This window comes from Bacillus tianshenii, from assembly GCA_020524525.2.
In the GTDB taxonomy this organism is placed as follows: Bacteria; Bacillota; Bacilli; order Bacillales; family Bacillaceae_N; genus Bacillus_AV.
In genome coordinates this window covers 1,142,220-1,166,118 of the sequence record CP129018.1, presented here as the reverse complement: position 1 = coordinate 1,166,118, position 23,899 = coordinate 1,142,220, and the positions used below count along the sequence as shown (strand labels likewise).

General features: G+C 41.7%; 20 protein-coding genes and 1 pseudogene. All 21 read right to left on the bottom strand.

Translation table 11 applies throughout. The features are described from left to right. Positions 1 to 49 precede the first annotated feature (49 nt). Positions 50 to 310, bottom strand: a complete 261-nt coding sequence (locus LC040_05770) for a stage V sporulation protein S (GenBank protein WLR52407.1) — start codon at positions 308 to 310, stop codon at positions 50 to 52. A 113-nt stretch (positions 311 to 423) separates the two neighbouring features. Then, entirely contained in the window at positions 424 to 1,221 is a 798-nt protein-coding gene (locus tag LC040_05765; GenBank protein WLR52406.1) for a TIGR00282 family metallophosphoesterase, read from the bottom strand. A 131-nt stretch (positions 1,222 to 1,352) separates the two neighbouring features. After that, positions 1,353 to 2,913: pseudogene (rny, locus tag LC040_05760) on the bottom strand (ribonuclease Y). Between the two features lie 477 nt (positions 2,914 to 3,390). Further along, complete coding sequence (recA, locus tag LC040_05755) at positions 3,391 to 4,434, bottom strand: recombinase RecA (GenBank protein WLR52405.1); 1,044 nt, start codon at positions 4,432 to 4,434, stop codon at positions 3,391 to 3,393. Between the two features lie 180 nt (positions 4,435 to 4,614). Continuing rightward, positions 4,615 to 5,856, bottom strand: coding sequence for a competence/damage-inducible protein A (locus tag LC040_05750; protein ID WLR52404.1), 1,242 nt, complete (start codon positions 5,854 to 5,856; stop codon positions 4,615 to 4,617). A 16-nt stretch (positions 5,857 to 5,872) separates the two neighbouring features. Continuing rightward, positions 5,873 to 6,484 carry a CDP-diacylglycerol--glycerol-3-phosphate 3-phosphatidyltransferase gene (gene pgsA / locus LC040_05745; protein WLR52403.1) on the bottom strand — a complete coding sequence of 204 codons (612 nt, stop codon included), beginning with the start codon at positions 6,482 to 6,484 and terminating at the stop codon, positions 5,873 to 5,875. A 135-nt stretch (positions 6,485 to 6,619) separates the two neighbouring features. Beyond that, complete coding sequence (locus LC040_05740; GenBank protein WLR53208.1) at positions 6,620 to 7,546, bottom strand: DUF4115 domain-containing protein; 927 nt, start codon at positions 7,544 to 7,546, stop codon at positions 6,620 to 6,622. 27 nt (positions 7,547 to 7,573) lie between these two features. After that, complete coding sequence (locus tag LC040_05735) at positions 7,574 to 8,365, bottom strand: YmfK family protein (GenBank protein ID WLR52402.1); 792 nt, start codon at positions 8,363 to 8,365, stop codon at positions 7,574 to 7,576. A gap of 226 nt (positions 8,366 to 8,591) precedes the next feature. Beyond that, positions 8,592 to 8,846, bottom strand: coding sequence for a DUF3243 domain-containing protein (locus tag LC040_05730; protein WLR52401.1), 255 nt, complete (start codon positions 8,844 to 8,846; stop codon positions 8,592 to 8,594). A 75-nt stretch (positions 8,847 to 8,921) separates the two neighbouring features. Further along, positions 8,922 to 9,641: an SDR family oxidoreductase gene (locus LC040_05725; GenBank protein ID WLR52400.1), complete on the bottom strand. Its 720-nt coding sequence runs from the start codon at positions 9,639 to 9,641 to the stop codon at positions 8,922 to 8,924. A 20-nt stretch (positions 9,642 to 9,661) separates the two neighbouring features. After that, positions 9,662 to 10,954 carry a pitrilysin family protein gene (locus LC040_05720; GenBank protein ID WLR52399.1) on the bottom strand — a complete coding sequence of 431 codons (1,293 nt, stop codon included), beginning with the start codon at positions 10,952 to 10,954 and terminating at the stop codon, positions 9,662 to 9,664. After that, a complete protein-coding gene (locus LC040_05715) occupies positions 10,954 to 12,237 on the bottom strand; it encodes a pitrilysin family protein (protein ID WLR53207.1) in 1,284 nt (427 codons plus the stop codon). The genes LC040_05720 and LC040_05715 overlap by 1 nt, the downstream gene beginning before the upstream one ends. 231 nt (positions 12,238 to 12,468) lie before the next feature. Next, a complete protein-coding gene (locus LC040_05710; GenBank protein WLR52398.1) occupies positions 12,469 to 13,428 on the bottom strand; it encodes an ABC transporter permease in 960 nt (319 codons plus the stop codon). Further along, entirely contained in the window at positions 13,429 to 14,490 is a 1,062-nt protein-coding gene (locus LC040_05705; GenBank protein ID WLR52397.1) for an ABC transporter permease, read from the bottom strand. Continuing rightward, a complete protein-coding gene (locus LC040_05700) occupies positions 14,490 to 16,016 on the bottom strand; it encodes an ABC transporter ATP-binding protein (GenBank protein WLR52396.1) in 1,527 nt (508 codons plus the stop codon). The genes LC040_05705 and LC040_05700 overlap by 1 nt, the downstream gene beginning before the upstream one ends. 73 nt (positions 16,017 to 16,089) lie before the next feature. After that, positions 16,090 to 17,199 (bottom strand): BMP family ABC transporter substrate-binding protein, encoded by a 1,110-nt coding sequence (locus tag LC040_05695; GenBank protein ID WLR52395.1) that lies wholly within the window; start codon positions 17,197 to 17,199, stop codon positions 16,090 to 16,092. 169 nt (positions 17,200 to 17,368) lie between these two features. Beyond that, entirely contained in the window at positions 17,369 to 18,094 is a 726-nt protein-coding gene (locus tag LC040_05690) for a GntR family transcriptional regulator (protein ID WLR52394.1), read from the bottom strand. A 421-nt stretch (positions 18,095 to 18,515) separates the two neighbouring features. Next, complete coding sequence (locus LC040_05685) at positions 18,516 to 20,870, bottom strand: DNA translocase FtsK (protein ID WLR52393.1); 2,355 nt, start codon at positions 20,868 to 20,870, stop codon at positions 18,516 to 18,518. A 184-nt stretch (positions 20,871 to 21,054) separates the two neighbouring features. Further along, the gene (locus LC040_05680) at positions 21,055 to 21,276 is read right to left on the bottom strand and encodes a YlzJ-like family protein (protein ID WLR52392.1); all 222 of its coding nucleotides are present in this window, start codon (positions 21,274 to 21,276) and stop codon (positions 21,055 to 21,057) included. Continuing rightward, a complete protein-coding gene (locus tag LC040_05675) occupies positions 21,273 to 22,010 on the bottom strand; it encodes a ClpP family protease (protein WLR53206.1) in 738 nt (245 codons plus the stop codon). Before LC040_05675 ends, LC040_05680 begins: the two co-directional genes overlap by 4 nt. 170 nt (positions 22,011 to 22,180) lie before the next feature. Beyond that, positions 22,181 to 23,848: a ribonuclease J gene (locus tag LC040_05670; GenBank protein WLR53205.1), complete on the bottom strand. Its 1,668-nt coding sequence runs from the start codon at positions 23,846 to 23,848 to the stop codon at positions 22,181 to 22,183. Positions 23,849 to 23,899 lie beyond the last annotated feature (51 nt).

Here is a 23,899-nt window from a genome sequence, read left to right as displayed (position 1 = left end):
ATATAAAAAAGCCTGTTTGTTCTCTTGTGAACAAACAGGCTTTCTTCATTTATCGAGGTTCTACGATTAATTTAATCGCTGTTCTTTCTTCACCATCAATTAATATATCAGTAAATGCAGGAATACAAATTAAATCGAGACCGCTAGGAGCAACAAAGCCTCTTGCAATTGCGACTGCTTTTACTGCTTGGTTTAATGCACCCGCACCAATAGCTTGAATTTCTGCGCCACCGCGTTCACGGATAACACCTGATAGTGCACCAGCTACTTTGTTTGGATTTGATTGTGCTGAAACTTTTAATATTTCCATTTCTGGAACCTCCTTGTGTGATTTAGTGGTCTTTTATTATCCCTACTCACTATATTCACGAAAGGAGGTTATATTCCTGCTAAAAGGAGTGAATTTTTCGAAAATAAGAACTTCTACTCAAAAAATGGATGATCATCGTTGATGAGAAGGCGCTGAATTTTCTTCGCCTTTCCTGTTTGTTTATCAACATCAATGACGACACCGCTTAATTGATTGCGGCCTTCCTTATCAACTTCAAACCGAACAGGCAGCTGTGTTAAGAACTTACGCAGCACGGCGTCACGATCTACGCCAAGCACACCGTCGTAAGGACCTGTCATCCCGGCATCTGTTAAATAAGCAGTTCCTTGTGGCAGAATCCGTTCATCCGCTGTCTGGACATGTGTATGTGTTCCGACAACAGCTGACGCTCGGCCATCCACATACCAGCCGATCGCTTGTTTTTCACTTGTTACCTCCGCATGAAAATCAATGAATACAAGCGGAGTGCGCTTATATACTTCTTCAAGAATGGCATCTAGCTTACGAAACGGACAATCAATAGCCGGTAGAAAGGTACGGCCTTGTAGGTTAATCACAGCTACTTCCACACCATTCGTATTAATAATGCGGTATCCTTTCCCTGGCGTTCCTTCTGGAAAGTTTGCCGGGCGTACAAGTGCTGAAGCATCATCGATAAATTCAAATACTTCACGATTATCCCATGCGTGATTTCCAAGTGTCACGACTTGTGCTCCTGAATCCAAAAGCTGCTTGTAAATTTTTTGTGTGATACCTTTACCGCCTGCGGCATTTTCTCCATTAATAATCGTTAGATCAGGATAATACTTCTTCTTTAATTTCGGTACAAACTCTCTTACCATGTTTCGTCCTGGTGAACCGACAACATCACCGATGAACATTATTCTCATGTAAAATACTCCTTCACATATATAATGTACGTTTAGTCATTCTTAAGTGTTGCACAGCAATTCTGGCATGTCAAAGCCTGCCCACTCTTCTCTTAAAAAATGACAAAAAAATAAAGTGGCATTACACCACTTTATTTTGCATATTCAACAGCTCTCGTCTCGCGAATGACTGTTACTTTGATATGACCTGGATAGTCAAGTTCATCTTCGATTTTCTTCCGAATATCCCTTGCTAAACGGTGCGCTTCTAAATCATCAACTGAATCAGGTCTTACCATTATGCGAACTTCACGTCCTGCCTGGATAGCAAATGATTTTTCCACGCCTTCAAATGATTCTGAGATATCTTCGAGCTTTTCTAACCTGCGAATATAGTTTTCTAATGTTTCACTGCGAGCACCAGGGCGCGCAGCTGAAAGTGCATCTGCGGCTGCAACAAGGACAGCAATAATCGATGTCGGCTCTGTATCACCATGGTGAGAAGCAATACTGTTAATGACAACTGGATGTTCTTTGTACTTTGTTCCCAGTTCGACACCAATTTCAACGTGACTGCCTTCCACTTCATGGTCAATTGCTTTACCGATATCATGCAATAGGCCAGCACGGCGGGCAAGGCTCTCGTCTTCTCCAAGCTCTGCTGCCATTAAGCCAGCTAGATAGGCCACTTCCATTGAATGCTTCAAGACATTTTGTCCATAACTTGTGCGATATTTCAATCGGCCTAATATCTTAATCAAGTCTGGATGCAGGCCATGAACGCCTACTTCAAATGTTGTTTCTTCACCGATTTCACGGATGTATTCATCCACTTCACGGCGAGACTTTTCAACCATTTCTTCAATTCTTGCTGGATGGATACGCCCATCCTGCACTAGCTTTTCAAGTGCAATCCGTGCTGTTTCACGACGAATTGGATCAAACCCTGAAAGGATTACAGCTTCAGGTGTGTCATCAATAATTAAATCAATACCTGTTAATGTTTCAATCGTGCGGATATTACGTCCCTCACGACCGATAATGCGTCCTTTCATTTCATCATTCGGCAGGTTAACCACTGAAACGGTTGTTTCAGCTACGTGGTCTGCTGCACAGCGTTGGATTGCAAGGGAAAGGATTTCTTTCGCACGCTTATCTGACTCTTCCTTCGCGCGATTTTCACTTTCCTTAATCATCATTGCGGTTTCATGTGTAAGCTCATTTTCAGTTTGTTCAATAATTAGTTCTCGTGCTTCTTCACGAGTTAAGCTGGGAAATATGCTCTAATTCCTGCTGCTGCTTATGCAACAACTCTTCCACTTTGCTTTCCATTTCTTCAATTTGCTGTTGTTTCGCTGCGAGAGTTTGTTCTTTCTTTTCAAGCGTTAACTCACGCTGATCAAGTGTTTCGCTTTTGCGGTCTAGCGTTTCTTCCTTTTGCATCAAACGATTCTCTTGCTTTTGAAGCTCCGTACGTCTATCACGCGTATCGCGTTCTGTTTCTGTACGAAGTTTATGAATTTCGTCTTTCGCTTCAAGAAGCGCTTCTTTCTTCGTTGCCTCAGCTTCGCGTTTTCCGTCTTCAATAATTTGTTGCGCTGCATGCTCGGCACTCGAAATTTTCGCTTCTGCAATTGATTTTCGCACGAAATATCCAACAACTGCACCGACGATGATGGCAAGCAAAATGGAGATGATTAAAGTTGAATCCAAGCTATTCACCTCCTCTTGCTGTATCTTACTTATACGTACGCCACACTAGCTCATGTAAACGCACTTCTGTTCATTGTGTCGGCATTTTATAGGCTGCTAAGAAGCTAGACATACAGCACAAAGCCATTTCAATTTCAAATGTTTCATTTTGAAATTCTACATATTAATTGTAAAGTTGGCAGAAATGCTTGTCAAGAGATTGCCGTTCACTGTTTCACCAAATCCACTATAACAGTTACGAAAAGCGGAGGCGAATTGAACAGGGGCGACAAGCATAAGGCAGAATGCGGAGGGAACTGCCTTTTGTTCCCATAGCAGGCTGACTTATGACCTCGAGCCCCTATTCGCCGCAGCTGGACATCTCGAAAAGCGGAAGGCGGGCCGCTTAGAAATATTGTTCACTGGAGCCTTTACAAAAAAAGAGAGAAACCCGACAGCATAGAAAAACAGGGAAGTTATCCTTCCCTGTTCAGTATATTATTCATCGGCGTCTAGTGACATTTGTCCCTCAGCTTCTGCTGTGTCGGCGGCGCCTGTATCTAGATCATAATGCTTACGGATTTGTTCTTGAATAGCCAAACGGATGTCAGGGTTTTCTCGTAAGAACTGTTTCGCGTTTTCGCGACCCTGTCCTAACCGTTCGTCATGATAAGAATACCAGGCCCCTGCTTTTTGGACGATATCTAAGTCTGTACCGATATCAAGCAATTCGCCTTCTTTCGAAATACCTTCTCCGTACATAATATCAACTTCAGCTTGCTTAAATGGAGGTGCGACTTTATTTTTGACAACCTTAATTTTTGTTTTATTTCCAACCATATCGTTACCTTGCTTTAAGCTTTCAGCACGGCGAACTTCTAAGCGGACAGACGAATAGAATTTCAACGCACGTCCACCTGGCGTTGTTTCAGGATTACCGAACATAACGCCGACTTTTTCACGAATTTGGTTAATGAAAATAGCAATTGTTTTGGATTTGTTAATTGCACCTGACAGCTTACGAAGTGCTTGAGACATTAGGCGTGCTTGCAAACCGACGTGCGCATCACCCATTTCCCCTTCAATTTCTGCTTTTGGAACAAGCGCTGCAACCGAATCGATTACGACAATGTCAACAGCACCGCTTCGTACAAGTGCTTCTGCGATTTCTAATGCCTGCTCACCTGTATCAGGCTGTGAAAGAAGCAGTTCATCGATGTTAACTCCAAGCTTTTGGGCATATACCGGATCAACTGCATGCTCCGCATCAATAAATGCCGCTGTTCCGCCTTGTGATTGTACTTCTGCAATTGCATGCAGGGCAACAGTTGTTTTACCTGAAGATTCAGGACCGTAAACTTCAATGACACGGCCTCGCGGATAGCCGCCAACACCAAGGGCAATATCTAATGCTAGTGAACCACTCGGAATCGTGGATACTTTTCGATCCGTTTGCTCCCCTAATTTCATAATTGAACCTTTACCGAAATTCTTTTCTATTTGACGTAATGCATGATCTAACGCAGCTTGACGATCACTCACGTAATTTCCTCCTCTTCCTTCTGAAACTATCATTATCATATCGTGTTTTTAATCATTTGCCAAGAAAAAAACGAACACTTATTCGCAATTTCTGCACAAAACCCTATGCAGAAAGCATTTTTCTGCCTTAAGAAAATCGTATTTCTGTTCAAAAAGAGGCACAGAAATACGATTTTTGACTTATTTCGATTCTTTTAGTAAATGCAAAAGATAATGACATCCATACTTAACAGAACGGATGCGATTTGCTTCACGGCTACCGCCTAAATTTAATTCATAGACTTTTGTGTCATCACCTTGGGCAATTCCGATATAAACCGTTCCAATCGGTTTCCCTTCCTGTTCAGTCGGTCCTGCTACGCCTGTAAAACTAAGCCCGATATCCGCTTGGAATAACGACCGTACCTTTTCAGCCATTTCCTTTGCTGCTTGTTCACTAACAGCTCCGTATGTCTCTAGCGTTTCTTCACTTACACCGAGAACATTGCTTTTCGCATCATTTGTATACGTGACCGCACCGCCTTTAAAGATAGCTGATGTGCCACCTTGAGAGGTCAGCCATTCAGCAAACATTCCGCCTGTTAAGCTTTCTGCAGAAGCGACTGTTACCTTTTGTAATTGCAATGTTTTTAACAATTCACGAATTAAGCTTGTATCGTCATAGCCGTAGAAAAATTCTCCAACACGTGCTAAAATCTCATCTTCTGTTTTTTTGATCAACTCATGAGCAGCCTTATGATTATCTGCCTTGGCTGTTAAACGAAGCACTACTTCTCCATCCGCTGCGAGCGGAGCAATCGTCGGGTTTGTTTGCTTATCAATTAAATCTTCCAATTCTGTTTCAAGCTGTGCCTCGCCAATTCCAAAGAAATGAAGCACTTTTGACGCAATAACAGCTTGTTCACTTAGTTGCGAAGAAAGAAACGAGCTGACATAGTTTTTAAACATTGGTTTCATTTCTCTCGGTGGTCCTGGAAGCAGTACAAATGTTTGTTTCTTTTGTTTTAACGCCATACCAGGTGCCATGCCATTATCATTTGGGAACACTTCCGCTCCCTTTAAAACAAGTGCTTGCTTCCGATTATTGGCAGACATCGTGCGATTTGTACGCTCAAAATACGCCTTAATCCGTTCAAGCGCAAATTCATTTTCGACAAGCTCTTTATCTAAATAATCTGCAATCGTCTCTTTCGTTAAGTCATCCTTTGTCGGTCCGAGCCCACCTGTAAAAATTATCACATCAGCACGGTTTGCTGCTGTTTCAATTGCTTTATTTAGCCTTGATGGATTATCTCCAACCGTTGTATGGTAGTACACATTGATGCCGAGTGTTGCAAGCTGTGATGAAAGAAATTGTGCGTTTGTATTGGCGATCTGCCCAAGAAGTAGCTCTGAACCTACTGCAATGATTTCTGCATTCATACTTATACACTCCTGTCTATTTACTTTTCAATAAAATAACGCGATTTTTATAAAAATAATCCCAGCCTGATAGAATCGTAAAGAACACCGCTAACCAGAGAGCAATCATGCCTAACGGGAAACCAAATGAAGCAAACGGCTGGTCATGGAATAATAGTGCAGCAATCGCTACCATTTGGACAGTCGTTTTAATCTTTCCGAGCTGACTTGCAGCAAGCACTTCCCCTTCTGCTGCTGCTACAAGACGCAAGCCTGTAACCGCAAATTCGCGTCCAATAATGACGATTACCATCCAAGCTGCTGCAAATCCCATTTCAACCAATGAAATTAATGCAGCTGAAACAAGCAGCTTATCCGCAAGTGGATCAAGAAATTTCCCCATGTTTGTCACAAGGTTGTATTTACGTGCAAGATAGCCATCCACCCAATCGGTCAAAGCCGCAAAAATAAAAATAGCTGCGCCAATGACATGAGCAACAGGTACAGCTTCCGTACCAATGTTAACTGTTCCAAATGGTAGGTTCGCAAGCATAAAAAGCATAAAAATTGGAATTAAAATAATACGTGATAGTGTGATTTTGTTTGGTAGATTCACTACTATATCCTCCATTCCATCTTTTTCAAGCATTAAATAATACACTTATTCCCGATATAAGTTACAGGAAACCGCCGTTTATGTAAATCATTTTCCCTTTTCTTATCGAAACTTCTTATGACTGAAAGAAAAGAGCCATCCAAATGATGACTCCTCTCTGCAAGACCATTATTTTTTAAATTGAATAACTAGTTTTTGATGCACCGTTTCAGCAGCAGGATATGGATATTCCACCTTTTGACCGTTCACCTTAATATCAACATCTGTGGCACGACCGATATTTAACTCCACCTCTGACTCTGAGGTGAAATCAAACGTTTTACTGTTGCCACTATTCAGTTCCTGTGCATAGAATGATTTCCCATTACCATTTTCCACACCGACATAACTTCTGCCATCTGGTTTATTGGAAATCAACTCCACCTCAAACTTATCTGTACCACTTAATTCAAATGTTGTGGTAGGCGTACCTGCACTAGATTGATTGACTTGCTCAAGCTTCATGTCCGCCTTATCTTCTTTTGGTTTCTCTTTTTCGTCTTCTTTGTCGGTCTTTTCTTCTGCTTCATCTTTGTTATTTTCATTTTCAGCAGGGGCATCCTGACCGTTTTCACTAGGCGTTTCAATCGAAATTTCTTCGTCAAAGCCATCCTCAGTTGTTTCCACTTCCCCGGTAACATCATCAGGGCTGTCATTTTTTAATGAAAACACCCAAATGGATACAGCGATGCCTAACAACAAGACAACGACTAACAGTGTAGGCAGAAACGAAAAAAACTTTGCCCCTTTATTTGATACTTGCTGCTTCTCACGGTTTACACGCGAAAGACGATCAGGAACATCATCGTCTGCTTTTGGGATTTCAGAAGCATACTCATCGAATAACGCTTCCGAATCTAACCCCACCGCTTCAGCATACTGCTTAATAAATGCCCGTGCATAAAAATTTCCCGGCATTACGGAAAAATTACCTTCTTCAATGGCGTGAAGGTAGCGCTTCTGTATTTTTGTCTTTTCTTGCAAACCGTCAATTGTTAAATTCTTTTCTTCTCTCGCTTGCTTTAATCGCTGTCCCAATTCACTCAATGATAACACCATCCAATACGTTCCATTTCACAATCATTAAAAATCAAAAGCCGAAAAGCCGAAGTCCGATGAGAAGCGTTGTTGCTCAACTTCTTCATATGTAATTTCTTCATCGTAATCATTACGCAATTCAATAATGTAATCAAAATCTTCAAGCTTATATTCCGTCTCTTGTACAAAAATATCAGGATGCTCAATCACTTTTGTTGCTTCTAACGCCATAATTTCACGAACAAGCTGCCAATGGCGTTCAGATGCACGTCTTGTCGAAACAATCCCATCAATAATGTAAAGGTGATCTTCATTATATTCATCTTCAATCAACTGACTGCGGACAGTTTGCTTTAATAATGTCGATGAAACAAACAACCAGCGCTTATTTGCACATACGCTTGCTGCGACAATTGATTCTGTTTTTCCGACACGAGGCATTCCGCGAATACCAATTAACTTATGCCCTTTTTTCATATACAATTCTGCCATAAAATCAACGAGCAAACCAAGCTCATCTCGAACAAATCGGAATGTTTTTTTGTCATCTTTTTCACGATGTATGTATCTTCCATGCCGCACAGCAAGACGGTCACGCAGTTTCGGTACTCGTAATTTCGTGATTTTTATGTTATCGATTGTATGAAGAATCGATTCAAGTCGCTTAATTTGTTCATCTGCCTCACACAGTAATAATAAACCACGACGGCGGTCATCCACCCCGTTAATCGTAACTATATTAATTGAAAGCATCCCCAACAAAGAAGAGATATCACCAAGCAGACCTGGGCGATTGATAGAAATTTCATATTCTAAATACCATTCTTTTTTTGCCATTTTACCTCTCCTCTACTATTAAAGCATATTTCTGTCATAAGTTCATGTATCGTATGTCGTATTTCAAGTTCGTTAGCAGTTATTTCTATAATAAATGATTTTTGACCAATATAAAACCCTTTAACGTAGGAAGTGTTCGAAGTTCAAGTAAGGAACCTCTAAGTACAAACATACGTACGAATATAGAAAAAGAGAGGAAGCTCCTCTCTTTTTCGTTAGCATGTCGTTACTTAGCTTCATTTTTTACAAGCTTAACCATCATGTTCGCAATGGCATGTTGCTCTTCAGGTGTAGCGACTTGCCAAAGTTCAGCTAGAATACGCTCTTCTGGGTTCTTCGGGTCAACTTGCTTCGCTAAGTAATCACCGATTTCATATGCAACGTTTGAAACTGTTGCATTATCTAACCCATCTTGCTGTGCTTGATTCAGGCGCTGACCTAAGAAACCTTTCCATGTGTCGAAGTTATCTAGTACTGACATTGTCTTCACTCCTTATGGATAGAATCAATTATAGTTTCTCTTCAAATGTTGCGTTTATACGCAAAGAATGAAAAACTACGTATGCCAGCCGCCATTCACTCCGATCACTTGACCTTGAATATAAGAAGCTTCCTCTGAACAAAGAAAGCCGATCAATTGAGCAATTTCTTCTGCTTTCGCAAGCCGTCCTGCTGGAATCTCATCACAAATCATTTGCAACTCTTCTTCATTGAATCCGTCCATCATTTTGGTAGCTACTGCACCAGGTGAGACAGCATTGACTGTTATGCCGCTCGGAGCAACTTCCTTGGCAAGTGCTTTCACAAGAGCATTCTGCCCGCCTTTCACCATCGAATATAACGTTTCACAAGAGGCACCTGCTTCACCCCAAATGGATGTAACGAAGACAATACGACCACACCTTTGTGAAATCATTTGCGGGAGTAGTTCTTTTGTAAGCAAGTAAGGAGACGAACAATGAAGCTGCAGCATTTCTTGCACATCTTCATGACGCATATCATTAATCATCCCGTACACGCTTTTTCCGCTATTATGAACGATCGTGTGAAGAGGACGAGAAATGCGTCGTACACATTCCTCTACCCCGTATTGTGCTGAAAAATCTGCCTGGATGATTTCGACAGGGACAGGCAGTTCATCCTTTAACTTCTGTACTGATTCTGCATCCTGGTTGTAGTGTAAATACAAGTGAAAGCCCATACTCGCCAATTTTCTTGCAGCCTCACTGCCAATTCCACCGCTTGCACCTGTAATCAGTGCCCACTTTTCCGTCATGCCGCTTCTCCTAAGACCAATTACTGACTTTCTTTTGGAAGCACATAAAATTTCGAAAATCGCTCTGCATGGAACAATTCTGCAGCAGCCACTTCAATATCATTCAGCGTCATCTCTTCCAATACTTGAACAACTGAAAATAGATTCATTTCATGGAATTGGAAGCGTGTGAATTGATTTGCGATAAATTCAGGTGAATTTAAGGAACGTAAAAATGAACCAATTTTCTTACGGCGGATGCGCTCTAGTTGCTCTTCTGTTAAAGCCCGGTCCCGTTCATTAAGAGCAATTTGTTGAATTCGCTCAGCAAGCTTTTCAGGCTCTGTGCTGTCTCCGCCAAACAATGAGAAGGCAAAATTATCTTCTTCAGTGTAATCATAGCCGAACGTTTCATCGATCAACCCTGATTCGTATAGTTCTTCATAAAATGGCGAGCTCTTGCCGAACAACATATCAAGCAGCACTTTCATTGTCTGCTCATGCTTTAATTTTTCACGACCTTTTTTATTAGACACAACACCTTTAAAGCCTGTCATACACTTCGGGCGCTGTACAGACATATGAAGTGTCTTCTCTTTCACAGCTACATCTTCCGGCTCTTCATCCGTAAAGCGCTCAATTGGGGGCTGGTCCTTATATGATTTTTTTGCTTGGTTGTTACGTACTTGTTCTAAAATTTCTTCAGGCTCAACCGCTCCGACAACGAACAACAGCATATTGCTTGGGTGATAGAACGTGTTATAGCACGTATATAAGGATTCAGCAGTTATATCAGCGATCGATTCAATCGTACCTGCAATATCAATTTTAACGGGATGGTTATGATACATATTGTCAATCACACCAAAATAAGCGCGCCAATCAGGGTTATCATCATACATCGTAATCTCTTGCCCAATAATCCCCTTCTCCTTCTCTACTGTTTCCTTCGTAAAGTATGGGTCCTGCACGAAATCAACAAGTGTTTCTAAGTTTTCAGACACATTTGATGTACAAGAGAATAAGTAAGCTGTCCGTGTGAAGGATGTAAACGCATTTGCTGAAGCACCTTGCTTGCTAAATTGCTGAAACACATCCCCGTCTTCTTTTTCAAATAGCTTATGCTCTAGAAAATGGGCAATTCCATCCGGCACTTTTGTCGGTTCCGTTTCGCCAAGCGGCACAAAGTGGTTATCGATCGAACCATATTTTGTCGTAAAAACTGAAAATGTTTTCTGAAAGCCTTTTTTCGGTAGGACGTAGACCTCAAGTCCATTGTCCATTTTTTCAAAGTATAGTTTTTCATCGAGTTGTTTAAAATGTTTTACATCCATTAGGCACCCTCCGTTCCTTTTAAGAAATAAACGGTATCGAAATGAATCTTCTTACCGACTTTTATGATGTCTTCTCTCGTCACGTTTTCGATGCCTGTTAACCACTCCTGTGGAGCACGGTCTACCCCAGAGACGACGTTGTGATAGAGCATTTCGATAAATCCGTGTGATGTATCCATCATTTCAAGCATTTGATTGCGAAGCACAGCTTTTGTCTGGGCAATTTCATCGTCTGTGAAGTTACCTTCTTTCATATCTGTCATCTGCTTGCGGATAATTGTTAAGGCATTCTCATATTCTTTCGGTTCAATCCCACTCATTACAAAAATCAAGCCTTTATGGCTCTCAACCCGTGATGCCGCATAATAAGCCAGTGAAGCTTTCTCACGGACATTAATGAACAGCTTAGAATGTGAAAAGCCGCCAAATAAACCGTTAAACAGTTGAAGTGCGTAGTAATCATCATCACCAAAAGTGACATTTGTACGATAGCCGATATGAAGCTTACCTTGCTTCACATCTTGGTCTTCAATAATTTCTTGCTCTTTTTCAGGGATATACTGTGCAACATTTGATGTCTTTTCACTTCGTTTATTAGCATGTGGTAATTTAAAATACGTTTGTGCTAAACGAACTGCTTCATCTTCTTCTAAATCACCGATGAAATAAAGATCGATTTCATCTTGCTCAAGCATACGGGTATACGCAGCAATTAACGCTTCCCCTGTAATCCCGTCCACTTCATCAATATTTCCGTGAACATTCAGACGATATGGTTCATGCTTACACATTTCTTCAACAAGGCGCATATTCGCGTAGCGGAGCTTATCATCATAAATTGATTGAATACGCTGCTTTAATGAACGCTTTTCTTGATCCACAATTTTAGCTTGGAACTGACCACTTTCTAAGAGAGGGTGCAAAAGAACTTCTGCTAACAATTTCACACCTTCTTCTAATAACGCTTCATTAGACGAAAGGAATTTTTCATTGGCAATATCCATGCGAAAAGTAATCACATGATGTTCACCTTTTTTGCTTACTTCAGAAGAAAGAGCAGCACCATACAATTCTTCCAACCTCGCACGTAGCTTTGCTGCAGTCGGATATGTCGTTGTTCCTGATTCCATCACATGCGGTAGTAATGAACGCACGGTTACATTCTCTTCCTGAAGAGGTGCTTTCATTTTTAACACGATACCGTTTGTTTTATATTTTTGCGTTTCAATCGTATGGACAGTCAATCCGTCCAACACTTTCCGCAACTCATTCATAACCTGCATCATCATTCCTCCTTAACATCCTAAATGTTCACCATTATGTACGGTTTGCTTCTAGCTTATGTTTCCAACCTACAAATTAACCCGTGTATAGCACTGTTTTCCTGTAAAAATGCTATGTATGCGCTATACTTTCGTTCTATTTTCTCGTTTATATAGATAATTTGCAAGAAATCCACTTCTAAATGATGAGAATAAAGGAAAACCCTCCGCATAAGCAGAGGGTTATCGTTATTAGCGTTGTCCTTTTTCGTAAGGCTTTCCAATTGCTTTTGGTGCGTCTGCACGACCGACAAAGCCAGCTAAAGCTAAAATCGTTAAAACATATGGCGCAATTGTTAAGAATACTTTCGGAATATCCTGCAGCAACGGTAGCTGCTCACCTGTAATACTTAATGACTGAGCAAGCCCAAAGAAGAGAGCCGCTCCTAAAGCGCCAAGCGGATGCCATTTTCCGAAAATCATGGCAGCTAAAGCCATAAAGCCTTGTCCTGAAATGGTGCTGTGGCTAAAGTTCCCTGAAATCGATGTGGCATATACTGCACCACCGAGACCGGCAAAGACCCCTGAAAGAATGACACCAATATAACGCATCCGATTTACTTTCACACCCATCGTATCAGCTGCCATCGGGTGTTCCCCAACCGCACGAAGCCGAAGTCCGAATGGTGTCTTAAAGATGACATACCAGACGACAAACGCAAGGAAAACCGCAATATAGGATGTGACGTACGCATCACTAAAAAATAACGGACCAATAATCGGGATATCACTTAAGAAAGGGATATCTGTTTTATAAATACGAAAATCAATAAAGTCTGTTTGACCTTTTCCATAGATCTTTTTAATTAAGAAGACCGTTAAGCCTGCCGCTAAGAAGTTAATTGCAACCCCGCTGACAACTTGGTCAGCACGCAACGTAACAGATGCTACTGCGTGAAGAACAGCAAATAGACCACCAACAACCGCCGCGATAAGTAATGAAACCCACGGAGCAGCGGCACCTAACGAGCTTTCTAAGGAAAGGGTGCTTATAATTCCAACGAAGGCACCCATAAGCATAAGTCCTTCAAGTCCAATGTTAACGACACCAGAACGTTCACTGAATACTCCGCCAAGCGCTGTGAAAATAAGAGGCGCCGCGTAAAAAATGGCTGCGGGAACGATGATTTCTAAGATATGCAAAATGTCCATTTAGTTCCCCTCCTTCTTAAAGCGGTTCAGCGCAACGCGAATCATATAGCCTGAGGCAACGAAGAAAATAATTAAAGCAATTACGATCTCTACAAGCTCGGTCGGAACGCCTGCTGAGGACTGCATCGTAAGCGCGCCAATTTTTAAGCCGCCAAATAACGCAGCACCGAAAATAACACCTAATGCGGTATTCGCACCAAGCAATGCAACAGCGATTCCATCGAAACCAACACCTGTAAAGCCGCCGTTAATTGTCATATACTGATACGTACCAAGCCCTTCCATCGAACCAGCAACACCTGCAAAGCCTCCAGCAATCAACATGGAAAGGATAATATTACGCTGTACATTCATACCTGCATATTGAGATGCATGCTGATTAAAGCCGACAGAACGAAGCTCATACCCTTTGGACGTCTTCTCAAGCAAGAACCACATAACAACCGCTGCAAGCAGTGCAACAATGATCCCATAGTGTACACGTGAAAAGTCCGTTAACGTTTGCAGAAACTCTGAAGCAAGCGATGCACTCGGCTGGATCGTTTCTGTCCGCTCACCTGGCACAAGCAAATAATTACGGATCATCGAGTTTGTAACATATAATGCGATATAGTTCATCATAATCGTGACGATAACTTCATGAACACGAAATTTCGCCTTTAAAATGCCTGGGATAAAGCCCCACAGCGCCCCTGCGACCGCTGCTGCAAGCAATGCAAGCGGCACGTGAACGAGTTTCGGAAGTCCTTCTAGTGCAATCCCAACCCAAACAGATGCCAACCAACCAACAAGCATTTGCCCTTCAACCCCAATGTTGAAAAGCCCTGTCCGAAAGGCAAATGCGACGGATAAGCCGGCTAGAATAAGCGGAGTCATCGCACGAATTGTTTCCCCCATTACATAGGAATCTCCGACAATCCCGTTCAACAATGCTCCATACCCGACCAATGGGTTGTACTGACTGACGAGCATAATAATGCCACCGACAAGCAAACCAAGTAAGACAGATAAGATCGGCACAAGGATATTTACAAACCGAGGATTCGATAATAAACGCTGCATTAACGCTCACCTGCTTTCTCACGACGACCGCCAGCCATTAACAAGCCAAGTTCCTGTTCAGTAGTTTTTTCCGGTTCTACGATATCCACAATTTTCCCTTCATAAATAACTGCGATTCGGTCACTGACATTCATAACTTCCTCAAGCTCGAAGGAAATAAGGAGAACTCCTCTCCCCTTGTCACGCTCTTCAATTAATTTTTGATGAATAAATTCAATTGCCCCGACATCAAGCCCGCGTGTCGGCTGAGCTGCAATCAAAAGGTCAGGACTCCGGTCTACTTCACGAGCGATAATTGCCTTTTGCTGATTTCCTCCAGATAATGCTCTTGCCTTGGTATATTCATCTGGTGTACGTACGTCGTATTCTTTAATCAGCTCACGAGCCTTTTCATAAATTTTTGACTGACTTAACACGCCTATATTTGAATAAGGCTTCTGATAGTAGGTTTGCAGCACCATATTTTCGCCAATTGCAAAGTCAAGCACTAACCCATGTTTATGCCTATCTTGCGGAATGTGAGCAACCCCTGATTCAGTCACTTTTCTTGGCGGTTTATTTGTAATGTCTTTTCCATTTAGCGTTACTGTTCCAGATTCAACCTTTCGAAGACCTGTAATCGCTTCAATCAACTCTGATTGCCCATTCCCATCGACACCGGCAATCCCAACGATCTCTCCTGATCTTACAGTCAAATCCAAGCCTTTTACGGCTTGAACTTGTCGTGAATCTTGGACGACTAAGTCTTTTATCGTTAACACCTCACCTTGAGGCGTTGCTTTCCCTTTTTCAGTTTTAAAATGTACTTCACGGCCTACCATCAATGAAGCAAGCTCATCTTGATTTGTTTCTGCAATGTTGACTGTTCCAATCCCTTTTCCTTTACGGATGATTGTACAGCGATCACATACTTGCATAATTTCCTTTAGCTTATGAGTAATTAAAATAATCGACTTTCCTTCTTCAATCAGCCTATGCATAATTTGGATAAGTTCTTTGATTTCCTGCGGTGTTAATACCGCTGTCGGTTCGTCAAAAATTAAAATTTCTGCGCCCCGATATAATGTTTTTAAGATTTCGACACGTTGTTGCATTCCTACTGAAATATCTTCAATTTTCGCATATGGATCAACACTTAACTTATATTGTTCTGATAATTGCTGTACCTTTTTTGCTGCTTCTTTAATATTAATTTTTCCGCCTTTTACAGGCTCACTTCCGAGAATAATATTCTCTGTCACTGTGAAATTCTCAACAAGCATAAAGTGCTGATGCACCATCCCGATACCTAGATCATTGGCTACGTTCGGGTCGGTTATCTTCACTTGTTTGCCACGGACTTTGATTTCGCCGCCTTCTGGTTGATACAAACCAAACAACACATTCATCAACGTCGATTTTCCTGCACCGTTTTCGCCGAGCAGGGCATGGATTTCACCTTTTGCCAGTTTCAGAGTGATGTTGTCATTTGCTACGAAACCATTAAACTCTTTTCGAATGTTGTTCATTTCAATTACATGTTCCATGCTGCTCCCCCTTAAAGGATAATCCGAAAATCAAGCGCTTTGCTTATTTTGCAAAGCGCTCATCTTTCAAGACTTATAGTGAAGAAAGGTAGCTCTCATACTCTTCATCAGTAGCAGGGACAGTCACTTCACCATTCAAGATTTTTTCACGATATTCTTCAACTTTTTGAAGTGCTTCTTCTGTTACATTTTCTTTTGAATCCGCAATGCGAACACCATCTTCTTCAAGACCAAACTCTAGAACTTCTCCACCAGGGAAGTTTCCTTCCATCGTTTGCTTTGTTACGTCAAACACAGCATTATCAACTTTTTTAACCATTGATGTAAGTGTTACGTTCTCTGGCATACCTTCTTCGTGCTGGTCACGGTCTACACCGATAACCCATACTTCTTCGCCATTTTTCGCACGGTTTTTCGCTTCAGTGAACACGCCGTTACCTGTACCGCCAGCAGCATGATAAATGATATCTGCACCACTGCCATACATTGTGTTCGCGATCGCTTGACCTTTTTCAGGAGCACCGAAATCTGCTGCATATTGAACAGCGATTTCTGCATCAGGGTTAACAGCCTTTACGCCAGCTTTAAAGCCATTTTCAAACTTTTTAATAAGTGCGCCTTCAACACCGCCGACAAAACCAACTTTGTTTGTTTTTGTCTGCATTCCAGCAACAACACCAACAAGGAATGAACCTTGCTGCTCTTTAAATGTAATATTTACAATGTTATCAATTGGGTTGCCATCTTCATCTGTAATGACACTATCAACAATTGCAAATTGTGATTCTTTCTTTTGTTGTGCAATTTTCTTTACGTCATCAGCAAGCAAATAGCCAATTCCATAGATTAAATCAAAATCTTCACGAACAAGCGTATTTAAGTTTGGAAGATAATCACTAGCTGCAGATGATTGAAGGTATTTGTAACCTTGGTTTTCCTCAAGGCCAAACTCATTTCCAAAGCGCTGTAAACCTTCCCAAGCAGATTGGTTAAACGATTTATCATCAACACCGCCAGTATCTGTAACCATTGCTACTTTAAAATCTGACGCTTCTTTTCCGCCTTCTGCTGATTCTCCGCCGCCTTCATTTCCACCGCCATTACCGCCTTGTCCACAACCAACAAGCGCTGCAGTAAGAGCAAGCATCATTGCTAATACAAGTGCAAATCTTTTCATCTTCATCTTTTGGTCCCCTCCAATAATTTATCTCACCATAAACGACAAGCAGCCTCCGAAACGAATTGGAGTACCACCCCCTTTAAAACCTTCACATTTTCGAAATAATGAACGAAATGTGTTAAGCGTGTATTTTGATAAAACGCTTTCAAGAAAACGTTATAATTCCTTTATCCTATACTCTTTTTCTCAAAACATGGAAACTAAATTTATCTGCTCGAAAATAGTTGCAAGAATAAAGAACAGGCTCATCATTTGAATCATAGTGCATCTGCTTTAAAACAAGCAAAGCTGTTTCAGGATCACATTCTAAAATAGGCGAAACCTTTTCAGAAAAACCAAGCGGCTCAATATGTGTCACTGCATAGGCAATGTATCGACCGGCGTGCTTTTCAAGTGTTTCAAACAATGATTCCTCTTCATGTGAATAACTTTCAGGCATAATATGTGCTGGAATGCGGTCTACACAATATACAACAGGAACACTATCTGCTGTTCGAACACGTTCAACGTAGAAGAGCTTGTCCTCTTCACCGCATTTAAACTGACGAATATCCTCTTCACTTGCTTCGTAATATCCTGAATCGAGAAAGATCGTACCTGGCTTCTTCCCTACCCTGCTTATCATGTCTGTCACACTGAACAATTCTTCAATTCCTGATGAGAATTCAGGCTTTGGGTTGACAAACGTACCAACACCATGGCGACGGACAACGACATTTTCTTCTTCTAACACTCTAAGTGCTTCACGAAGTGTCGCTCGGCTAACACCAAGTGTCTTCGAAAGCTCAAACTCTGATGGGAGCTTTTCTTTCTCTTGATATACACCATGTTCAATATCTTTTTTCAAACGATCAATGACCTGTAAATATAAATGACGGTTATCAGGTTTCAGTCTCATATGCAGCCTCCAAGATTTATGTCATATCCATGTCGGAGATCAGACTTCTGATGTATGACATTTCTTCCTATAATCGTGATTAATATATCATTTTTCCAACAAATAATAAATACTATTTCTAAAAATTATTCATACTTTTTCATTATGTAAATATTACAAACATTCTATGTGTAGTAAAAATGCCACCGAAGCTTTTATTAGAAAGTTCAGTGGCACCTTGATGGTTAGGACTCGCTATCGCAATATATTTGTCACTCTGCAATTCGCCTTTGCTTCCGACGCACAGGACGTGCTAGCGTCGGTGTTGAAACAGGACGTTTCGCTCTTAACCGACGTTCCTTTTAATACGCCGAGGCAAAACTGCGGCCTCTCTGTGAAAAGGCTCCACCAAGTGGATAGCCTGTTCGATTCGCCTCCGCTTTTAGGAAGTAGCTTCTTCGCTTGGTTTGCTTAGGAGTACTTCCCGTGGCTTGCTGCCTTCGTATGGGCCGACGACGCCTTGGTCCTCCATGGCATCGATTAAGCGGGCGGCACGTGTGTAACCGATTCGAAAGCGGCGCTGGAGCATCGACACTGAAGCTGTCTGCATTTCAAGAACAAGCTGCACGGCATCTTCATACAGGTCATCATCGACTTCCACGCTTTTTTCCGGTTCTTCTTTCGGAATCATTTCTTCTTGATACTGTGCCTTTTGCTGGGAGATGACATAATCAACGATCTCTTCAACTTCTTCATCTGACAGGAATGCCCCTTGCACACGGGTAGCCTTTGAGGCACCGACAGGCATAAATAACATATCCCCACGGCCAAGAAGCTTTTCTGCTCCGCCAGAATCTAAAATTGTACGTGAATCCGTCTGTGAGGAAACACTAAACGCAACACGTGATGGAATGTTTGCTTTAATCACCCCTGTAATAACATCAACTGAAGGACGCTGTGTCGCAATAATCAAATGAATGCCTGCTGCACGTGCCATTTGAGCAAGACGGGCAATCGCATCTTCCACATCGCTAGAAGCAACCATCATTAGATCTGCAAGCTCATCGACAATCACGACGATGTAAGGCAATGATGGCTGTTGTTCGTCGTTTTCCTCATTATGCTTGTTCACGTAGGCATTGTAGCCTTCAATATTGCGTGTACCTGTATGTGAAAATAAATCATAGCGCCGCTCCATTTCAGAAACAACCCTCTTTAATGCTTGTGAAGCCTTCTTCGGGTCCGTAACAACCGGCGCAAGTAAATGAGGAATGCCATTATAAACATTTAACTCAACCATTTTCGGGTCAATCATCATCATTTTCACTTCATGCGGCTTCGCCCGCATAAGAATACTTGCAATAATTCCATTAATACAAACACTTTTACCACTTCCTGTCGCACCTGCGACGAGTAAATGCGGCATCTTATTTAATTCACCGAGAACCGCTTCACCTGAAATGTCACGGCCGAGTGCAAATTGGAGCTTTTTATCAGGCACATTATTATCTGATTCAAGCACTTCACGAAGGGAAACCATTGCAACTTCTTGATTCGGCACTTCAATACCGACCGCTGATTTTCCGGGAATCGGTGCTTCAATACGAATATCTTTCGCTGCTAACGCTAGCGCAAGGTCATCATTTAAGTTCACAATCTTACTGACCTTTACCCCAACATCAGGGTATACTTCATAGCGGGTAACAGCAGGGCCGAGATGTACCTTCGTAACTTTCGCCTTCACTCCAAAGCTTTGGAAGGTTTTTTCAAGCTTTCGAGCGTTCTCTGAGATTTTCTTTCGCTCATGATTTTGCCCATTGTGCTGCGGCAATGAAAGCAAATCAAGCGGCGGTAAGGAATAAGATTGGTTTTCGACCTCTCCAAACGTAAGCATTGTTTGAGGCTCACTTACCTCTTCATGTTGTTCATTCTGTTTAGGTGAGCCTTCTCCTTCAGGTTTTTTCTCCTGTGCAGGCTCCTCTTTTTGCGTTTGTGCTTGTTGTTGTGCGTTTGCATACACTCTTTCAGCAAAATCAGAGATTTCAGGCTCACGAAACTCCTCTACCGCCTCTTCTTCAGGCAATGCTTGTTCTTCTGTCGTTTCTTTTTTCGCACGCCGTTTTTTCTTCGGCTTGCCCTCGCCTCTGTTTTTAAATCGCTCGATTACATCTTTCATATCCTCAACAAAAGCACTCCACTGACCTTTAAAGAAGCTGTTGAACTTTTGGAGCCATTTTCCGAACAAGTCATGCAGTGTCTTACCTGTTAAGAGCAGCACCCCAGCTGTCAACAATACAAAGACGATAAGCTTCGTTCCGAGTGTGTCAAACAGTATGTAAAAAATCGAAAATAATAACGCCCCAACCATACCGCCGCCTAAGTCATTGACAGTCGATTCTCCCTTTACTTCCATCCAAAATAATTCCCATGTACTTTTGATAACAGAAGTTTCAGACCATACACCTTTTGCCATCAGCATTTCGAATAACCAGACATGACTGAGTAAGACAAATGCCATCGCAATTATGTAGACGCCAAACAATCTCCTTGTCGCTAATGGCGGCTTCGTTCGTTTTATAATCAAATAGACCGCAACAGTAAACATGCCTAACACTAAAAGAATGTACCATTCACCGAAAAAGAAACGGAATAGCAAGACAAAGCTTTCACCAACTTTTCCAAGCTTTGCAAGTGTAATGCATGTAACCGCAAATAAAAACAAGCCCGCCAATTCAAAGCGAAGCTGTTCTTTCCACCCTTTCTGCGGCTTCTTTTTTCTCTTTTTGTTCTTCGCCATATTTTCACTCCTTATCAAAAAGCGGAGGCGAAACGCATAGAAACATTGTCCACGAAAGGCTTGTAACTTACTAGTGTTTTTTGCCAAAGTGAGGCTGTTTCTATTCACCGCTGGACATACAAATAAAAAGAAAGCAGCACATGTGACAAGCTGCTTTCTCATTATAACATATGGCATCTCATTCCTACATATCCAGCGAAAGATTCATCATTGTTCCTGGGGCATAATTTTGATTTAGGTAATGATTCGGATCACTGCTTAATAACCGGACAATCCGGCACTGAGAAGAAGAGGTATATTCAACAATCATTTGTACGCCGTTATGTGTAACAACCGATTGGTTAGAGTAGGCCTTTTCATCAGCAGGAAAAATTAGCTCTTGCGGCAGATACGTGTAGTGGATCATTGCAGCAGCTCACCTTGTTCCTGTTTTGACTTATTTTCATCGATTAGTTCATTCAATTTCTTAATCGCACTGCCTACGCCGCCAACTTCATCAATTAAGCCATATTTCACAGCATCCCGTCCCACTACATTCGTACCAATATCGCGTGTAAGGTTCCCTTTTGAAAGCATTAATTCTTTAAATTTATCTTCTGTAATATTTGAATGCTGTGTCACAAAGCTTACAACGCGGTCTTGCATTTTATCAAGGTATTCGAATGTTTGCGGAACACCAATGACAAGCCCTGTTAAACGCACTGGGTGAATCGTCATTGTCGCTGTTTCTGCGATAAAGCTGTAGCTTGAGCTAACGGCAATTGGAACGCCAATTGAATGTCCTCCACCTAACACAATCGTGACAGATGGCTTTGACATTGAAGCGACCATTTCCGCAATCGCCAAACCAGCTTCTACATCTCCACCGACTGTATTCAGCATAAGAAGCAGCCCTTCAATTTTCGGATTTTGTTCAACAGCAACGAGCTGAGGAATAATATGCTCGTACTTTGTTGTTTTATTTTGCGGCGGTAATTGCACATGCCCTTCAATTTGACCGATAATCGTTAAGCAGTGAATATTTGATTCAGGCTGGTCTGGAAGATTTGTTTGACCGAACTGCTGAATTTTATTAATAAGGGAATCCTTCTGGTCTTGCGGCTGTTGCTGTGGTTGTTGCTCATTATCGTTGTTTTGCATTCCAGGTATATGAAACATTTGACTACCCCTTTCATACGAAAGCTCTAATTTTGCTTTTCTTAGTATGAACGAGTAATTCAAATTCATGCTTCAAAGAAAATAAAATAAGAGAGATTGAAACCAAAATGGCGTCAATCTCTCTTAATCCTTCAACGCCAATCAGTGGCGCTTTATATTTCCATTATAATTGGCAAGATCATTGGACGACGTTTTGTTTTCTCAAATAAAAAGTGACTAAGCGATTCTCTGATACTCAACTTTAACGTCGACCAGTCTTGGATATTTTCTTGCATACATTGTTCTAAAATATTGCTCACAAGTTCTACAGATTGCTCCATTAGCTTTTCTGCTTCGCGTACGTACACGAACCCTCGGGATAGGATTTCTGGACCTGAAATGACCACTGACTGCTTCTTACTTAATGTGACAACAACAAGCAGGATACCATCTTGTGATAACAAACGGCGGTCCCTAAGCACGATATTTCCTACATCTCCAATACCGAGTCCGTCGATTAGTACATTTCCTGCAGGAACTCTACCACCAACCGTTGCATCGCCATCATGAAATTCAAGAATATCACCATTATCAATTAAGAAAATGGCTTCTTGATTGAGTCCGAGCGATTGTGCAATCACACCATGTGCTTTTTGGTTACGGAATTCCCCATGTACAGGCATAAAATAACGCGGCTTCAACATGTGTAGCATTAATTTCAACTCTTCTTGAAAAGCATGTCCAGGTACGTGGACGCGTTTTTGACCATATACGACGTACGCACCAGCTCTAAACAATTGATCAATTGTTTTTGAAAATAGCTTTTCTGTACCTGGAACAGGGGTTGCAGCAATCACAACGGTATCTCCAGGCTGAATGGCAACTTGTTTGTGCGTGCCTTGAGCGATGCGTGTTAACGCCTTTAACGGCTCTCCCTTATGACCACTTGTAATAATCGTCACTTTGTCATCTGCACATTGCGAGATTTCTTCAACTGGAATGACTGCGTTATTAGGTATTTGTAAGTAGCCTAAATTTTGTGCCAAATCAGCGACACGATTCATCGCTCTTCCTACGAATGCAATTTTTCGATTTGTTTTTAGTGAGGCATTGACGATCTGCTGAATACGATTAATATTCGTCGCAAAAAGAGACACGATCATTCTGCCTTTTGCATTGTAAAACGTTGAAGCCAGCTCTTCGGCTGCGACTGATTCCGAAGCGCTAAAACCTGGAACTTCAGCATGGGTGCTGTCTGATAATAAACACAACACACCCTTTTTTGATATTTCTGCCAATCGTTCATAGGCTGGTCCTTTTCCATCAATAGGCGTTTGGTCAAATTTGAAATCTCCTGTATAGACGATTGAACCTTGCGGTGTTTCTACACAGATGCCTACTGAATCAGGAATGTTATGTGTTGTGCGAAAGAAGCTAATTGTTACATCATCAAATTTCAATTCAGAATTTTCATCGATTTGCTTAAGCTTTACGCGTTTCGTTACATTTGCTTGTTTCAGCTGTTCGATAACAAGTCCGAGTGTTAAGCGTGTACCGTAAACAGGTACATCGAGTTTCGGCAAAATGTATGGAAGACCGCCGATATGGTCTTCATGGCCGTGCGTGAGAAAAATGCCTTTGATTCGATGTTTATTTTCCTTCAAGTATGTCGTATCGGGAATGACAATATCAATTCCGAGCATTTCATCTTCAGGAAACTTCATACCGCCGTCAATCACAAAGATGTCCGAACCATGCTCCACCACGTACATATTTTTGCCGAACTCCCCGAGTCCCCCGAGGGCAAACACTTTTACTTTCTGCTCTATCTCTCTCTTTATCACGTTCTGCTTCCTCCTGTTATTCAGTTTTAAGAACCGCACAAAGTCACT

Coding starts and splice junctions, on each gene's coding strand:
- LC040_05770 (WLR52407.1), bottom strand. CDS start 310: ATGGAAATATTAAAAGTTTCAGCACAATCAAATCCAAACAAAGTAGCT.
- LC040_05765 (WLR52406.1), bottom strand. CDS start 1,221: ATGAGAATAATGTTCATCGGTGATGTTGTCGGTTCACCAGGACGAAAC.
- LC040_05750 (WLR52404.1), bottom strand. CDS start 5,856: ATGAATGCAGAAATCATTGCAGTAGGTTCAGAGCTACTTCTTGGGCAG.
- pgsA (WLR52403.1), bottom strand. CDS start 6,484: ATGCTTGAAAAAGATGGAATGGAGGATATAGTAGTGAATCTACCAAAC.
- LC040_05735 (WLR52402.1), bottom strand. CDS start 8,365: ATGGCAAAAAAAGAATGGTATTTAGAATATGAAATTTCTATCAATCGC.
- LC040_05730 (WLR52401.1), bottom strand. CDS start 8,846: ATGTCAGTACTAGATAACTTCGACACATGGAAAGGTTTCTTAGGTCAG.
- LC040_05725 (WLR52400.1), bottom strand. CDS start 9,641: ATGACGGAAAAGTGGGCACTGATTACAGGTGCAAGCGGTGGAATTGGC.
- LC040_05720 (WLR52399.1), bottom strand. CDS start 10,954: ATGGATGTAAAACATTTTAAACAACTCGATGAAAAACTATACTTTGAA.
- LC040_05715 (WLR53207.1), bottom strand. CDS start 12,237: ATGCAGGTTATGAATGAGTTGCGGAAAGTGTTGGACGGATTGACTGTC.
- LC040_05710 (WLR52398.1), bottom strand. CDS start 13,428: ATGGACATTTTGCATATCTTAGAAATCATCGTTCCCGCAGCCATTTTT.
- LC040_05705 (WLR52397.1), bottom strand. CDS start 14,490: ATGCAGCGTTTATTATCGAATCCTCGGTTTGTAAATATCCTTGTGCCG.
- LC040_05700 (WLR52396.1), bottom strand. CDS start 16,016: ATGGAACATGTAATTGAAATGAACAACATTCGAAAAGAGTTTAATGGT.
- LC040_05695 (WLR52395.1), bottom strand. CDS start 17,199: ATGAAGATGAAAAGATTTGCACTTGTATTAGCAATGATGCTTGCTCTT.
- LC040_05690 (WLR52394.1), bottom strand. CDS start 18,094: ATGAGACTGAAACCTGATAACCGTCATTTATATTTACAGGTCATTGAT.
- LC040_05685 (WLR52393.1), bottom strand. CDS start 20,870: ATGGCGAAGAACAAAAAGAGAAAAAAGAAGCCGCAGAAAGGGTGGAAA.
- LC040_05680 (WLR52392.1), bottom strand. CDS start 21,276: ATGATCCACTACACGTATCTGCCGCAAGAGCTAATTTTTCCTGCTGAT.
- LC040_05675 (WLR53206.1), bottom strand. CDS start 22,010: ATGCAAAACAACGATAATGAGCAACAACCACAGCAACAGCCGCAAGAC.